Source organism: Curtobacterium sp. MCLR17_043, from assembly GCF_003224215.1.
Lineage (GTDB): Bacteria > Actinomycetota > Actinomycetes > Actinomycetales > Microbacteriaceae > Curtobacterium > Curtobacterium flaccumfaciens.
Window position 1 is genome coordinate 45,886 of the sequence record NZ_QKLH01000013.1, and the last position, 14,723, is coordinate 60,608.

Here is a 14,723-nt window from a genome sequence, read left to right on the forward strand (position 1 = left end):
TCCGAGGGGCCGCCGTCCAGCCGACACGCCTACGATTGGACGGTCATGACCGTCACGTCACCCGAAACCCAGCCCACGGGGTCAGCGCCGGACGCCGCCCCCACCACCGGGCGCTCGTCCACCGTCGCGACGGTCCTCGTCATCGCGATCCCGCTGGCCGTCGCGTGCTCGATCCTCGGGCTGACGATCACCGGTGCCTTCAGCGCGAGTCAGCAGCTGGTGTCCGCCGGCGACGTCGTCGAGTACGGCCTGCCGATCGCCCGCGTCGTGCACGACACGATGGCAGCGCTGACCATCGGCCTCCTCATCGTCGCGGCGTTCGCGCTGCCCGCGCAGAAGAAGGACCACGGCGCCCTGTCCAGCGTGCAGCACCGTGCGACCCGGTGGGCTGCAGCGACCGGCGCCGTCTGGTTCCTGGCCGCCGCGGTGAGCATCGTCCTGACCGGCGCGAACACCCTCGGTGTCCCGCTCACCAGCCCGGTGTTCGCCCGCAACTTCATGCTCTTCGCGTTCCAGGTCGAGATCGGCCAGGCGCTCGTGGTGTCGGCAGCCGCGATCCTGGTCGCCACGGTGGTCGCCGCTTTCGCCACCCGGGTGACGACCCTGGCGTTCGCCACCGTGATCGGCCTGTTCGCCCTGCTCCCCCTGGCCCTGTCCGGCCACGCGGCCGGGTCGCTCGAGCACGCGAACGCGGTGAACTCGCTCGCGATCCACCTGGTCGGGGTGTGCGTGTGGGCCGGTGGCCTGGTCGCCGTGGTCCTGCTCCGCACCCGCACCAAGGGCGCGACCGGACGCGTGATCGCCCGGTACTCGACGCTCGCCGGCTGGTCGTTCGGGGCCGTCGCGTTCTCCGGCATCGTCAACGCGTCGCTCCGCCTGACCGGCCCGCTCGACCTGTTCACGACCACGTACGGCTGGCTCATCACCGTCAAGGCGCTCATCCTCGTGCTGCTCGGCGCCGCGGGGATCGTGCAGCGCCGGAAGCTCGTGCCCGGGCTCCTCCGCGCGCCGCTCGACCGCCGCCTGTTCACCCGGTTCGCCCTGGCCGAGATCGTGTTCATGGCCGTGGCCATCGGTGTCTCGGTCGCCGTGTCCCGCTCGCAGCCGCCGATCCCGCAGACCCCGGCGACGGGCGAGGACACCCGCTCCGGCCTGATCGGGTTCCCGTTCCCGCCGGCACAGACCACGCAGACGTACCTGACCCAGTGGCACATCGACTGGGTGTGGCTCGGCCTGGCCGTCGTCGGGGCCGTCTGGTACCTGCTGGCGGTGCGCAAGCTCCGGAAGCGCGGCGACGCCTGGCCCGTCGGGCGCACCATCGCCTGGCTGATCGGCTGCGCCCTGTTCATCTGGACCACGTCGGCCGGCCCCGCCGTGTACGGCATGATCCACTTCTCGTCGCACATGCTCCAGCACATGCTGCTGATGATGTTCGTCCCGCTGCCGCTCGTGCTCGGTGGCCCGGTGCTGCTCGCGCTCCGCACCCTGCCGGTCCGGAACGACGGCTCACGCGGCGCCCGCGAGTGGCTCATGCTCTTCGTGCACTCCCGCTGGATGCAGTTCCTCGGCAAGCCCGCCGTCGCGGGGATCATCTTCGCCGGGTCCCTCGTGGTGTTCTACTTCACGCCGGCGTACCAGGCCGCGATGCAGTCGCACGAGTGGCACGTCGCGATGATCATCCACTTCGTCCTGAGCGGCTACCTGTTCTTCTGGGTCTTCGTCGGCGTCGATCCGGGCCCCCAGCGCCCGCCGTACCCGATGCTCATCATCACCCTGCTGGCCACCCTGGCGTTCCACGCGTTCTTCGGCGTCGCGGTCATGACGTCGCAGTCGGTGTTCGCGATCGACTGGTTCCACGCGCTGGGCCAGACGAACGACGCCGCACTGCTCGACGACCAGCACACCGGCGGCGGCATCGCCTGGGGGGCGTCGGAGCTCCCGATGGTGTTCGTGGCCCTGCTCGTCGTCCGGAACTGGATGCGCTCGGACAAGCGCGACGCGAAGCGCCTCGACCGCAAGGCCGACCGCGACGGTGACGCCGACCTCAAGGCGTACAACGAGCGCCTGGCGGCGATGAGCAAGCGGGACTGACCCGCAGCACGGGTCACACGGCGGGCGTTGCCCCGGTCAGTCCCCGTGGACGATGCAGACCGCGTCGAGGTCCATCGCGGCCTCGAGCGCGGCCGAGATCCCCGATTCCCCGTCGGGGCCGGCGGGGGTCACGGTGTCGACCCACCACAGCGGCGTCGCCAGGGTCGGGGCGTCCGGCAGGATCCGCTCGACCTCGTCGGAGGAGTCCACCCGCCGCACGCCGAGCACGGTGATCACCGGGTGGGTGGCGTCCCGGCAGACCTGCATCATCGGGCCGTCGTCGAGCGCCCGGACACCCCAGGTCTCGTCGTGCAGCAGGAGCGCCTCCGCCACCTCGCGCGTCTCCACCGGCTGGCGGCAGAGGATGGTGACGTCACGCGGCACCCTGACCGCCCACCATCCGGTCGTCGCGGACGTGTCCGTCGAGCGTGCCCTCGTCGTGCGCGGGGTCGAGCGGTGCGCCGCCGACCAGCTGCAGGAAGCGGTCCTCGTCGATGCGGTCGAGGAACGACTCGAGCGCTTCCCAGCCGTCCTCGAAGCGGACGATCATCCCGCCGTCGTCAGCGGCGTCGGCATCCGGACGGGCGGCCGAGCCGGAGCCGGCTGCGAAGGTCGCGGTGGTGGTGCGCGGTGGCGGCCAGACGCCGTCGCGGTCCAGGAAGCCGGCGGCCTCGGGGCCCACGACGACGGCGAGCGGCGACGGCTCCCCGTGCGAGACGGCCCGGACCAGGTGGTCCGCGTCGCCGCGGCGCTGCATGACGACGCCGAACACGGGGACGACCTGGTCGGCGACCCGCTGCACGGCGTCGAACATCCGGTTCGCCAGGCCCGGGTCGGTGTTCTCCTCGGGCACGGTGAGCACGGCGGACATCGTCTCGACGACGACCCCGCCGACCAGGTGCGCGGTCATCGTCGCGGAGAACCCCTCACCGACGGCGTACGAGGTCGAGATGCCGGGTGCCTCGTGCTTCGCGTACTGCGTGACGACCCAGCGGTCCCACGGCACGGTGAGCGGTTCGGCGGTGCCCCACCGGGTCGGGCAGGTGCCGACGGTGTGGCACAGCGCCTCGATCGCGGAGCCCATGTCGACCGCACGGCCGGGGTGGTGGCGGAGGGTCAGGTCGATGCTGATCTGTCGCACCGAGTCGGCCGAGACGGGGTGCTCGGGCGACGGGGTGCCCACGAGTTCGGGGCCGCGGTGCACGAAGTCCTCGATGTCGGATGCGGCGACGCCGGTCCGGCCGTCACGCAGCGTGCCGTCGAAGTCGGACACCGCCCACGCGGCGCCGTACGCGCCGAGCGCGTGCCGGAGTGCCGGGGTGATCGCCGCGGCCCGGCCGGTGCGGAGCACGACCGTCCGTCCGGCGTCCGCCGACCGACGGAGCAGCGAGGCGAGCGCGTCCGTCAGCCACACGACGGGCGAGGCGGACTCGACCACGATCGCCGAGCCGACCACGTCGTCGATGAGGGGATGCCTGACCATCCGGGTCCTCCTCGGTTCGGGGCTGGAACTCCCTGGACGGTACACACGGGGGCGACACCTGTCCGTCAGGCTCGCACCCTCACAGCGGAGACTCGGGAGGCGCGACACGCGCCCGCGAGACGGCGTACGGTGCGCGGTCGGCTGGCTTCCAGGCGAGAATCCGCTAGGCTTGCCGAGTCCCGTTCTGCGGGGCGCGCGAGTGTAGTTCAATGGTAGAACTCCAGCTTCCCAAGCTGGTAGCGCGGGTTCGATTCCCGTCACTCGCTCCGTCGGACGTACGCTCGCCGCATGTCCTCCTCCTCCTCCGGTTCCCCCGAACACACCGCACCCGTGGTCGTCATCGGTGCCGGAGTCGTCGGCGCCGCGACCGCGTACGCCCTCACCGCCCGCGGCGAGCGCGTCCTGCTCGTGGAACAGCACGCTCGCGGCCACCACCTCGGTTCCTCGCACGGTGCGACCCGGATCTTCCGGCAGGGCTACGCCGACCCGGAGTACGTCGCGCTGACCACCCGCGCACTGGCGCTGTGGGAAGCGCTCGAGGCCGCTGCCGGCGAAGAGCTCATCGTCCGCACGGGTGCCGTCGACCACGGTCGGCCCGAGGTCGTCGACGCGATCGCCGCGGCCCTCGCCGACGCGGACATCCCGCACGAGTCGCTCACGCCGGACCAGGCGGCGGCGCGCTGGCCCGGCATCGCGTTCGAGGGGCACGTGCTGACCCACCCCTCGGCCGGGCGCATCCGCTCCGACCGGACGATCGAGGTGTTCCTCACGCTGGCCGAAGCGACCGGTCTCGCCGACCTGCGGTTCGACACGCGGGTCACCGGGCTCGAGGGCCACGGTGACGACGTCACCGTGACGCTGTCCGACGGCAGCGCCGTCCGCACCGCGTCCGTGGTGGCCGCGGTGGGCTCGTGGGCCCCCACGCTGGTCGGCGAGCTGCTCGCCGGACGCGGGGCGGGCCTCCCGGCCATCCGCGTCACCCAGGAGCAGCCGGCCCACTTCCCCAGCCACCTGCCGGACGCGGCCTGGCCGAGCTTCGTGCACTGGGCCGACGGCGACGACGTGTACGGGCTGCTGACGCCGGGCGAAGGCGTCAAGGTCGGGTTCCACGGCACGGGGCCGGTCGTCGACCCGGACCACCGGGACTTCACTCCCGTGCCGGCCGAGGCCGAGCGACTGCAGGCGTACGTCGCGCGGTACGTGCCGGGGGTCGACGCGACGAAGCCTGAGTTCATCAGCTGCCTGTACGACAACTCCCCCGACGAGGACTTCGTCATCGACCGGGTCGGGCCGCTGACCGTGGCGACGGGGTTCTCCGGGCACGGCTTCAAGTTCGCGCCGCTGCTCGGCGAGATGCTCGCGGACCTCGCGACGGGCGGCGTGCCGCTCCCGCGCTTCGCCCTGCCGGAGCCGGTGCCCGCGCCCTGACGCCAGCGCGCGGTCGTTCGCGAGACGCCGGCGTGTTCGTTCGACGCCGTCATGTCGTCGAGACGCCGCCGAATCCGGAGGCGTCTCGCGGACAACGAGGCGTCCTGCGCACACACCGGCGTCTCACACCCGCGCACACGCCGGCGTGTTCTGCACACGCCGTCGTCTGGCGACCGGCCGCTACGGTGGGAACCGTGCGCATCATCGTGGCTCCGGACTCGTTCAAGGGCACCGCGACGGCGGCGTCGATCGCAGCGGCGGTCCGTGCCGGCTGGCTGACCGAACGCCCCGACGACGACGTGGTGCTCGTCCCGATGGCCGACGGCGGCGAGGGCACGCTCGACGCCTTCGAGACCGCCGTCCCCGGATCAGTCTGGGTCCCCGTCACCGTCACCGGGCCGGCCGGCACGCCGGTCGACACCCACTGGCTCCGGCTGCCCGACGGCCGCGCGGTGGTGGAACTCGCGGCGACGAGCGGCCTCCCCCTGCTCGACGCACCGATGCCGGACGCGGCGACGAGCCGCGGGTTCGGCGAGGCGATCGCCGCCGCGCTCGACGCCGGCGCCACGGGACTCGTGCTCGGCATCGGGGGCAGCGCGTCCACCGACGGCGGGCGTCCGGTGCTCGAGGCGCTCGGACTCGACAGCGACGGAGCCGGCACCGACGGCCTCCGCGCACTCCCCCCGCTCGGCGTCACGGTGCTCACCGACGTGACCTCTCCGCTGCTCGGTCCGACCGGTGCCGCCGCCGTCTTCGGCCCGCAGAAGGGCATCACGCCCGACCGTGTGGCGTCCTTCGACGGCCGACTCGGCACCTGGGCCGCGCGCTTCCCCGACGTCGACCCGGACACCCCGGGCGCCGGAGCCGCCGGCGGTGTCGGGTTCGGCCTGCTGGTGTGGGGCGCCACGCTCGCTGGCGGAGCCGCGGCCGTCGCCGAGGTCCTCGGGCTGCCGGCGATGCTCGAGGGGTCCGACGTGAGCGGTGCCGACGTCGTGATCAGCGGCGAAGGGTGCTTCGACGGCCAGAGCGCCGTCGGCAAGGTGCCCTCGGTGGTCCGCGACCTGACCGCGGCGCACGCTCCCGGAGCCCGCTCGATGCTGGTCGCCGGCGCGATCGAGGCCCCGCTCCACGACTACGCGGCCGCCGCGTCGCTCACCGTGCTCGCGACGCAGACCACCGGCGAGCCCGACGACGCCCTCGCCGACCCGCTGCGCTTCGCCACGATCGCCGGGCAGCGGCTGGCCCGGCTCGCCTGAGCGAGCAGAACGACGCGAGCACCACGCGCGGACGCGCCGGGCAGCCACGGCGACGCGCCCGTCCGCGCGCACAGGGGTGTCCTGGTTGTACCTCCCACCCGGCCGCGGCTGCGCGCACACTGGTTCCGGGCCGGAACCGGCCCGCAACGCACCACCCCCACGAGGAGATCATTGCGCACCGTCAACGCGTACGCGGCACCGTCAGCGACCGAGCCGCTCGTCAAGACCACCATCACCCGTCGGGACGTCGGCCCGGACGACGTCGCGATCGACATCGCCTACGCCGGCATCTGCCACTCGGACATCCACACCGTCCGCGGTGAGTGGGGCCCCATCCAGTACCCGCAGGTCGTCGGCCACGAGATCGTCGGCCACGTCACCGAGGTCGGCGAGAACGTCACCAAGCACAAGGTCGGCGACCGCGTCGGCGTCGGCTGCATGGTGAACTCGTGCGGCGAGTGCGAGAACTGCGTCGCCGGCCAGGAGCAGTACTGCCTCAAGGGCAACATCGGCACCTACGCCAGCGTCGACCCGGCCGACGGCTCGATCACCCAGGGCGGCTACTCGCAGGCCGTCGTGGTGAACGAGGACTTCGTCCTCCGTGTCCCCGAGTCGCTCGACATCGAGAAGGTCGCGCCGCTGCTCTGCGCCGGCATCACCACCTACTCGCCGCTGCACCACTGGAACGCCGGCCCCGGCACCAAGGTCGCCGTCGTCGGCATGGGCGGGCTCGGTCACATGGCCGTCAAGATCGCCGTCGCGCTCGGCGCCGAGGTCACCGTCCTGTCGCAGACCACCTCGAAGCAGGAGGACTCGCTCCGCTACGGCGCGAAGGCCCACTACGCGACGAAGGACCCGGAGACGTTCGAGAAGCTCGCGAACTCCTTCGAGCTGATCATCAACACCGTCTCGGCGAAGATCCCGATGGGCGCCTACCTCGGCCTGCTCAAGGTCGACGGCACGCTCGTCAACGTGGGCGCTCCGTCCGAGCCGCTCGAGGTGCCGGCCTTCGCGCTCATCCCGCGTCGGCTCAGCTGGGCGGGTTCCGCCATCGGCGGCATCCAGGAGACCCAGGAGATGCTCGACTTCTGCGCCGAGCACGGGATCCTCCCGGAGACCGAGCTCATCAGCGCCGACCAGATCAACGAGGCCTACGAGCGCGTGCTGTCCTCGGACGTCCGCTACCGCTTCGTGATCGACACGGCCACGCTGGCGTAGTCGTCACCACCTGACAGACGGAAGGCCCGTTGCCGGCTGGCACCGCCCTCCCTCGCAGGCTCGGTCGGCGCGCCCCGCGCAACGCTTCGCGTTGCCACGGAGCGGGGCGCGCCCGTCTGTGGTCTCGGTGCCGTCAGCCGACCTCGTCACCGGACGGCAGCGCGCCGCACCAGTCGACGGAGCCCGCGTCGATGCTCGCCTCGAGCGCGCCGGAGGCCGCGTCGACGATGCTCACGAGCTCGCCGGTCGCCGACTTCGTCGCGACCGCGACGAACTGACTGTTCGGGGACGGGCAGACCGCGGTGACGCTCGCGTCGTCCGGGATCGTCACGGGCAGCCGGGAGGCCCGTCCCCCGTCCACACGCACGATCCGTGCCGCGATGGTGCCGTCCGACCGCACGTCCCCCAGCACCCGCAGGTACGTGTCGTCGGACAGCTGGGCGATGCGGCCGAGGACGGCCGCATCGGTGCTCGCAGCGGGTGCCTGCAGCGCCGACTTCGACCCATCGGTCAGGTCCAGCCGCTCGATGCCGGTGCCCGTCTCGACGACGGCCGTGGTGCCGGTACCGACGAAGCCGTGCAGGTAGGTGGCGCTGCCGAGCCGGACGGGGTCGGCACGCCCGCTCATGTCGACGAGCACCAGGTCGTCGCCGCCCGTCCGGACCAGCGCGCTCTCGGTCCGCGGCACGTAGGCCCACTGGGCGACCGTCATCGGCACCGCGCCCGTCTTCGGCTTGCCGTTCGCCGCGATCGCCGTGGGCATGTGGGTGCCCGTCATGTCGACCACGTACAGGCCGGTGTTCCGGGACTGCCCGGTCGAGGTGTCGGCGTACTCGAACCCGAACGAGGCACCGTCGTCGGCGACGTGGAGCGCCGTGACGCGGCCCTCGGCGGTCGGCAGGGTGAGGTGTTCGACGGGGGCATCGGCGTCCTGCACGCCACCGCTCAGCGCCACGATGTCCACGGACGAGCTGGCGTCCGTGCCGCTCACGACGACCAGGGAACGGCCGAGCCGGGCGTACTCGGAGATCGCGGTGCCCTCGTAGACGGTGGTGGCGCCGCCCGCGTCGAGGGATCGCCGGACGATGCGGTCCTTCGCCCCGGCCTGCCCCGGCACGAGTGCGAGCACGTCGGTGCTGCCGGTGCGGATCGCCGCGGTCAGGTCGGACGTGGCGCGCTGCCCGGGTGCCCGGACGTCCGCGACCGTCACGGTGTACTCGCGGTCGTAGGCCAGGGGTCCGGCGAACTCGACGGCGATGGTGTTGCCGCTCGAGGTCACGGTGTGCGCCGCAGCCGGGCTGACCCGGACGTCGGCGGCGGCGACCTTCTGCAGCGCCTGGTTCGCCGTGAGGATCACCCGCTGGGCCGGACGGGTGACGAGACCGGTCGCGTCGTAGGACACGTCGCGGAGCCGCGGGCCCTGCTGCGAGCCGACGACCGCGGCGAGCGCGGCGACCACGGCGAGGACCACCACGACGGCGACGTACCGGCGGTGGAAGCGGTGTGCGACGGGGCGGCGCTCAGAACTCATACGGGTCCTCGGGCTGCGCGATGTCGGTGATCTTCGCGGCCTTGACGACGATGCGGGCGTCGGCGGACTGGTCCGGGTTGGCGGCCAGGGCTCCGCGGACGGTGACCCACTGGCCCTCGTCGGGTACGGTCCCGGTGCCGGCGCCGTCGCCGGTCACGACACCGAGGCCGACCGGTTGCGCGTCCACGGCGCAGCAGCTGATCACGAAGCGGGTGAGGGTGAAGGACCCGTCGTCGCCGGGCACCACGAAGCCGGTCAGTTCGACCTGCTTGCCGACCAGCGCAGTGGTGTCGGTGGTCTGCCGGATCAGCGCGGCCCAGTCCTTGACGCCGTACTCCGAGGTGTCGACGCCCTCGCTGCCGAGCAGCTGCACCGCGGACTCCGAGCCGGTGGCGTTGGACAGGGTCGCGGAGTCCACGCTCCGCTGCTGGGCGGTGCGGGCGGACAGGGTCGTCGGGGGCAGGACGAGCATCGCGACGGTGACGCCGATCGTGACGACGGCGGCGGCTCCGCCGAGGGCGAGGCGGACGGCGCGACGGCGGCCTCCCGTCCGCTGCTGCTGGTGCAGATCGAGGTCGTCCTCGTCGTCGCCGTGGGTGTGGCCGTGGCCCCGGGCGATGACGACGAGTGCGGCGATCGACGCGGGCACCCCGACGGCGGCGAGCACGACCGTGAACACCGAGTACCGCGGGTTGATGTACAGGTCGAGGTGCCCGACCAGCGCGAGCCACAGCGTGCAGAGGGCGGCGGCCAGCACCGACCCGAGACCCAGGTACGCGGCGGCGTTGCTGCGTGCATCAGACGAGGACATTCATCACCAACCCGACGGCTCCGGAGAACAGGACGCACACGACGGACAGCAGCACCAGGAAGCGGACCCGGAACGTCGTGCGCAGCAGGGCGATCATCTTGACGTCGATGATCGGCCCGATGATCAGGAAGGCCGTGATCGACCCGGGCAGGAACGTCGACGCGAAGGACAGCGCGAAGAAGGCGTCGACGTTCGAGCAGAGCGACACCGTCATCGCCAGCAGCATCATCGCCGCGACGGACAGCACCGGGTTCGAGCCGACGGCCACCAGGGTCGATCGGGGCACGGCGACCTGGATCGCCGCGGCGAGGCCGGCACCGACGAACAGCGCCGGCATCATCGTCGCCGTCTCGCCGCCGAACTGCGCGGCGCTCTGCCGCCAGCGGTGCAGGCCGCGGGGCGCTCCGACGGCCGCACGGCACCGGGCCTCGAAGGCGGGGAGCAGCAGGTCGGCCGGACGGCGGTGCGCGGCGACGATCCAGCCGACGAGGTTCGCGATGACGAACCCGCCGACGATGCGCACCGGCAGGATCCACCCGGACCAGCCGAACGCCTGCGCGGTGCTGATGATGACGAGCGGGTTGAGGATCGGGGCCGCGACGAGGAACGTGACGGCCTCGGCCGGCGTGAACCCGCGCATCATCAGGCCACGGGCGAGCGGGACGTTGCCGCACTCGCACACCGGGAAGAGCATGCCGATCAGGGAGATCACGGCGCGACGACCGAAGGCGTTCTGCGGCAGGACCTTCTCGAGCGCGCCGACCGGCACCCAGACCTCGACGACGATCGACAGCACGATGCCGAGCACCACGAACGGCAGGGACTCGACGACGACGCTGATCGCCAGTGTGAGGAAGTCCTGCACGACGTCCGGCAGCCCGGTCGACCCGATGCTCGGGGAGAACAGCCGGATGCCCAGCAGGACGACGACGGCGAGCAGCACCAGGCCGGGGCCGGTGAGGCTCCGGGTGCGCTGCGGCGGCCGCGTGGTCGTCGTCACCGGGACAGGATAGGTGACGCCTCCTGCCCGGGGCTGCGCACGGGGCGGCTCAACCCGCGGTGACGCCGTCGAGGTGCCGGTCGAGCACGTCGATCGCCCAGTCGCCGGACTCCCCCGGAGCCAGTCGGACGACCTGCATCGCGAGTCCGTCCAGGAGCGCGTGGAGGCGGCAGGCCTCGTACTCCCGGTCGTCCGCCGGTACCCCGAGCAGCCCGAGGACCTCCTCGCACCACGTCCGCATCGCCGCGACGGTCCGGTCGAGCGTCGGCCGGAGCCCGACGTCGGTGAGCGCGGCGTTGCCGAGCGCCAGGTAGACCTCGAGCTCGACGACCCGCTCCTCGTCGAGGGGCAGCAGCTCGAGCACGATCCGGCGTGCGCGTCGGGCCGGCGTCAGGTCAGCGGGGATGGCGTCGATGCGCTCGCGGATCCGGTCGAACACGAGCGTGATGGTGTGCTCGCGGACGCTCGCCTGGGTCGGGAACGTGTAGCGGACCGTGCTCGGCGGCAGTCCGGCCTCGGCGGCGACGTTTCGCACGCTCAACGCTCCGAGCCCGTCGCGCACGAGGACCCGGCACGCCGCCTCGGACACGGTGCGGCGCCGTTCGTCGACGTCCATGCTCCTGGCCACGACGCCATACTCGCACAGTCGTACGAACTCGTGCTACCGTCGATCTCCTTGTCGCACAGTCGTACGACAACGAGAACGAACGACTCCCGCAGGAAAGGACATCGTCATGGCATGGGCAATCCTCGTGCTCAGCGGCGTGCTCGAGGCCGTCTGGGCCACCGCCCTCAGCGCCTCGAACGGCTTCAAGAAGGTCGTCCCCACGATCGTGTTCGTCGCCGGGATGGCGCTGAGCATGGTGGGGCTGGCCTTCGCGATGAAGAGCATCCCGGTCGGCACCGCCTACGCCGTCTGGGTCGGCATCGGGGCGTCCCTGACCGTGGTCGTCGCGATCCTCCGTCGACAGGAGGCCGCGTCCTTCGCCCGCCTCGCCCTCGTTTTCGGCCTGGTGGCGTGCGTCATCGGCCTCAAGGTGGTGAGCTGACGTGGCCTGGATCGTCCTGTTCGTCAGCGCCGCGCTCGAGACCGTCTGGGCGACCGCCCTCGGCGAGAGCGACGGCTTCACCGAGCTCCGCCCGACGGTCGTGTTCGCCGTCACGATCGTGATCAGCCTGGTCGCCTTCGGCTACGTCTTGAAGCACATCCCGATCAGCACGGCGTACGCGGTGTGGACCGGGACCGGCGCCGCCCTCACCGTGCTCTGGGGCATGGCCACCGGCGCGGAGCCCGTCACCGTCCTGCGCCTGCTGTTCATCGCCGGCATCGTCGGGTGCGTCGTCGGCCTCAAGCTCGTGCCGGCCCGCCCCGTCGTGGAGCCCGCCGCCGACCTCACGCGCTGAGCGACAGCTCACGCACCAGCGATCCTGTGACGTGTCGCTGACCCCGTGAGGCGAGTGCGGTCCGAGCACGCGCGCCGAGACGGACGGGAGGCCCGGTGCCAGCTGGCACGGCGCCTCCCGTCCGTCTGTGGGTCGCGCCCACCGCGCATGGTGAGCAGGAATGGTCGGGTCACCTCGCGGGACCCGACCGTTCCTGCTCACGAAGCGAGCGTCAGACCGACGCGCCCGTCCACTCGTCCTCGGCGGCGACGTGGTCGCTGCCGACCGTGCCGGCCGCCATCGCAGCAGCGGCGCGTGCCGCGTGCGACGGCGGGTCCGACGGCACGTCGGCCGGGCGACCCTCGTCGTTCAGCTTGCGCAGTTCCGGCACGATGTCCGTGGCCAGGATGTCGATCTGCTCGAGCACCGTCTTGAGCGGCAGACCGGCGTGGTCGATGAGGAACAGCTGGCGCTGGTAGTGGCCGACGTGGTCCTTCATCGCCGCGTACCGGTCGATGACCTGCTGCGGCGAACCGACGGTGAGCGGGGTCTGGGCGGTGAAGTCCTCCATCGAGGGGCCGTGGCCGTAGACCGGGGCGTTGTCGAAGTAGGGCCGGAACTCGTTGATCGCGTCCTGCGAGTTCTTCCGCGCGAAGAACTGCCCACCGAGCCCGACGATCGCCTGATCGGCGCGGCCGTGCCCGTAGTGCTCGAAGCGCTGGCGGTACAGGCCGACCATCTGCTCGGTGTGCTGGATCGGCCAGAAGATGTTGTTGTGGAAGAAGCCGTCACCGTAGTAGGCCGCCTGCTCGGCGATCTCCGGCGTGCGGATCGAGCCGTGCCAGACGAACGGCGGGACACCGTCGAGCGGACGCGGGGTCGAGGTGAAGCCCTGCAGCGGCGTGCGGAACTTGCCCTGCCAGTTGACGACGTCGTTCTCCCAGAGCTGGCGGACGAGCGCGTAGTTCTCGATCGCCAGGTTGACGCCCTGGCGGATGTCCTGCCCGAACCACGGGTAGACGGGGCCGGTGTTGCCGCGGCCCATCATCAGGTCCATGCGGCCGTCGGACACGACCTGGAGCATCGCGTACTCCTCCGCGATGCGCACCGGGTCGTTCGTGGTGATCAGGGTCGTCGACGTGGACAGCGTGATGTCCTTCGTCTTCGCCGCCAGGTAAGCGAGCAGCGTGGTCGGCGACGAGGCCACGAACGGCGGGTTGTGGTGCTCACCGGTCGCGAAGACGTCGAGCCCGGCCTGGTCGGCATGCTCGGCGATCGTCAGGATGTCGCGGACGCGCTGGGTGTCGTCCGGCGTGGTGCCGGTCGTGGGGTCGGTCGTGACGTCACTGACCGTGAAGATGCCGAACTGCATGATGCGCCGCCTTTCGCGATTTCGATGCGTTTGCATCGACTTGCTCGGTACAACGTAGCGCACGGCGTGGCATTCCCGCCAGGCTCACGCCCGTCGGACGGGCGGCCTGGAGGCCCGGCTCGGCTCCCCGGGTCAGCCGACGGCTTGCAGCGTGGCTGGGTCAGCGGGCGGTCGGCAGCGTGGCCGGGTCGGTGCGCGCGGCGTGGTGCATCCCGTCGAGGAACCACACGATGGTCACGACCGCCAGGACGCTCGCGCTGGACGCCAACCGCCCCGCCACCAGGATCGCGGCGTGGTCGTACGCGCCGTCACCGGTCAGGCCGACCACGAGCGCCGCGACACCGATCACCAGCGTGAGCCCGGTCGCGACGAGGAGCACGACGCTCACCACCCGCCGAGGCCCCCGCCGACCGTCACGGTCGCCCCGGAGCCCGCGGTCGACCCGGGGTCCGACCGCGCGGACGATCCCGAGCCAGAACATCGCGATCGCGCAGGCGCCGATGATGTCGCTGACCCGGTGCCAGCCGTAGACCACGGTCTGGTTCGCCACGAAGACCGCGTACCCGACGCCGACGATGGTCACCAGCGGGCGGAACCGACGAGGCGTGACCATCAGGACCGCGAACAGCGCCGCCAGTGCGATCGTCGCGTGCCCGGACGGGAACGAGTTCGGCGTCGTCGACTGAGCGATCTCAGGGCGCACGGCGATACGCTTGAGGAGCGTCGAGGTGGCCGCCGACGCGAGCACCACGACCCCCGCGCCGAGTCCCACCGAGAGCCGCCGTCTGGCGAACGCCACGGCGACGATCACGACGACGAGCAACAGGATCACCGGCACCGAGATGACGTTGAGCGCAGTGTCCGAGCTGAACAGGTCGGACTCCCGGACCCCGCCGAGCGCGGCGTCCTCCGCTTTCTGACCGACCGGGGTCAGCACCGCGACCCCGTAGACGAGAGGCACGATCACGAACCCCAGAGCCGCCAGCGCAGCCCACCGCCCCCGCCGCGAGACCCACGGTCCGCGCGACTCGGATGCACTGCGCTCGGGTGTCAAGGTCACCGGGCTGGTCCTCCTCGGAGTGGTCGTCGTCGGGCTCGTCGCACGACTGGCGGCGGCGCTGCGATTGGGTCGGTCGGGGTCCGACACGAT

At 71.9% G+C, this 14,723-nt stretch carries 14 protein-coding genes and 1 tRNA gene; 7 read left to right on the top strand and 8 right to left on the bottom strand.

Going from position 1 to position 14,723, the window contains the following annotated elements; genetic code table 11:
• Positions 1–45: 45 nt before the first annotated feature.
• On the top strand, positions 46–2,091 hold the full coding sequence (locus tag DEJ03_RS13175) for a cytochrome c oxidase assembly protein (RefSeq protein WP_110864946.1): 2,046 nt from the start codon (positions 46–48) through the stop codon (positions 2,089–2,091).
• Between the two features lie 36 nt (positions 2,092–2,127).
• Here DEJ03_RS13175 and DEJ03_RS13180 read toward each other — a convergent pair whose 3' ends face one another.
• Together DEJ03_RS13180 and DEJ03_RS13185 are read right to left on the bottom strand one after the other, a co-directional pair.
• Positions 2,128–2,475 carry a hypothetical protein gene (locus DEJ03_RS13180; protein WP_110864947.1) on the bottom strand — a complete coding sequence of 116 codons (348 nt, stop codon included), beginning with the start codon at positions 2,473–2,475 and terminating at the stop codon, positions 2,128–2,130.
• On the bottom strand, positions 2,465–3,574 hold the full coding sequence (locus tag DEJ03_RS13185) for a DUF6177 family protein (RefSeq protein WP_071404923.1): 1,110 nt from the start codon (positions 3,572–3,574) through the stop codon (positions 2,465–2,467). Before DEJ03_RS13185 ends, DEJ03_RS13180 begins: the two co-directional genes overlap by 11 nt.
• Positions 3,575–3,769: 195 nt before the next feature.
• Between DEJ03_RS13185 and DEJ03_RS13190 the strand changes: the two genes are divergently transcribed.
• The 4 genes from DEJ03_RS13190 to DEJ03_RS13205 all read left to right on the top strand — a co-directional run bounded on the left by DEJ03_RS13190 (position 3,770) and on the right by DEJ03_RS13205 (position 7,476).
• Positions 3,770–3,840 (top strand) — tRNA-Gly (locus tag DEJ03_RS13190).
• Positions 3,841–3,862: 22 nt separating this feature from the next.
• Entirely contained in the window at positions 3,863–5,002 is a 1,140-nt protein-coding gene (locus tag DEJ03_RS13195; protein ID WP_110864948.1) for an FAD-dependent oxidoreductase, read from the top strand.
• A gap of 194 nt (positions 5,003–5,196) precedes the next feature.
• Complete coding sequence (locus tag DEJ03_RS13200) at positions 5,197–6,258, top strand: glycerate kinase (protein ID WP_110864949.1); 1,062 nt, start codon at positions 5,197–5,199, stop codon at positions 6,256–6,258.
• A gap of 171 nt (positions 6,259–6,429) precedes the next feature.
• Positions 6,430–7,476, top strand: coding sequence for an NAD(P)-dependent alcohol dehydrogenase (locus DEJ03_RS13205; RefSeq protein WP_110864950.1), 1,047 nt, complete (start codon positions 6,430–6,432; stop codon positions 7,474–7,476).
• A gap of 133 nt (positions 7,477–7,609) precedes the next feature.
• Here DEJ03_RS13205 and DEJ03_RS13210 read toward each other — a convergent pair whose 3' ends face one another.
• The 4 genes from DEJ03_RS13210 to DEJ03_RS13225 are packed head-to-tail and all read right to left on the bottom strand — an operon-like array spanning position 7,610 to position 11,446.
• Entirely contained in the window at positions 7,610–9,007 is a 1,398-nt protein-coding gene (locus DEJ03_RS13210) for a hypothetical protein (RefSeq protein WP_110864951.1), read from the bottom strand.
• On the bottom strand, positions 8,997–9,818 hold the full coding sequence (locus DEJ03_RS13215) for a TIGR03943 family putative permease subunit (protein WP_110864952.1): 822 nt from the start codon (positions 9,816–9,818) through the stop codon (positions 8,997–8,999). Before DEJ03_RS13215 ends, DEJ03_RS13210 begins: the two co-directional genes overlap by 11 nt.
• Entirely contained in the window at positions 9,805–10,818 is a 1,014-nt protein-coding gene (locus tag DEJ03_RS13220) for a permease (protein ID WP_110864953.1), read from the bottom strand. The genes DEJ03_RS13215 and DEJ03_RS13220 overlap by 14 nt, the downstream gene beginning before the upstream one ends.
• 49 nt (positions 10,819–10,867) lie before the next feature.
• Complete coding sequence (locus tag DEJ03_RS13225) at positions 10,868–11,446, bottom strand: TetR/AcrR family transcriptional regulator (protein ID WP_258366991.1); 579 nt, start codon at positions 11,444–11,446, stop codon at positions 10,868–10,870.
• 106 nt (positions 11,447–11,552) lie between these two features.
• Here DEJ03_RS13225 and DEJ03_RS13230 point away from each other — a divergent pair, with 106 nt between their 5' ends.
• Both DEJ03_RS13230 and DEJ03_RS13235 read left to right on the top strand, forming a co-directional pair.
• Positions 11,553–11,867, top strand: a complete 315-nt coding sequence (locus DEJ03_RS13230) for a multidrug efflux SMR transporter (RefSeq protein ID WP_027464946.1) — start codon at positions 11,553–11,555, stop codon at positions 11,865–11,867.
• A 1-nt stretch (position 11,868) separates the two neighbouring features.
• On the top strand, positions 11,869–12,222 hold the full coding sequence (locus DEJ03_RS13235; RefSeq protein WP_110864955.1) for a multidrug efflux SMR transporter: 354 nt from the start codon (positions 11,869–11,871) through the stop codon (positions 12,220–12,222).
• Between the two features lie 211 nt (positions 12,223–12,433).
• On the opposite strand, the gene DEJ03_RS13240 is transcribed toward DEJ03_RS13235, so the two are convergent.
• Together DEJ03_RS13240 and DEJ03_RS18010 are read right to left on the bottom strand one after the other, a co-directional pair.
• Positions 12,434–13,573 (bottom strand): CE1758 family FMN-dependent luciferase-like monooxygenase, encoded by a 1,140-nt coding sequence (locus tag DEJ03_RS13240; RefSeq protein ID WP_027464948.1) that lies wholly within the window; start codon positions 13,571–13,573, stop codon positions 12,434–12,436.
• Between the two features lie 160 nt (positions 13,574–13,733).
• A complete protein-coding gene (locus DEJ03_RS18010) occupies positions 13,734–14,534 on the bottom strand; it encodes a phosphatase PAP2 family protein (protein ID WP_181422716.1) in 801 nt (266 codons plus the stop codon).
• Positions 14,535–14,723 lie beyond the last annotated feature (189 nt).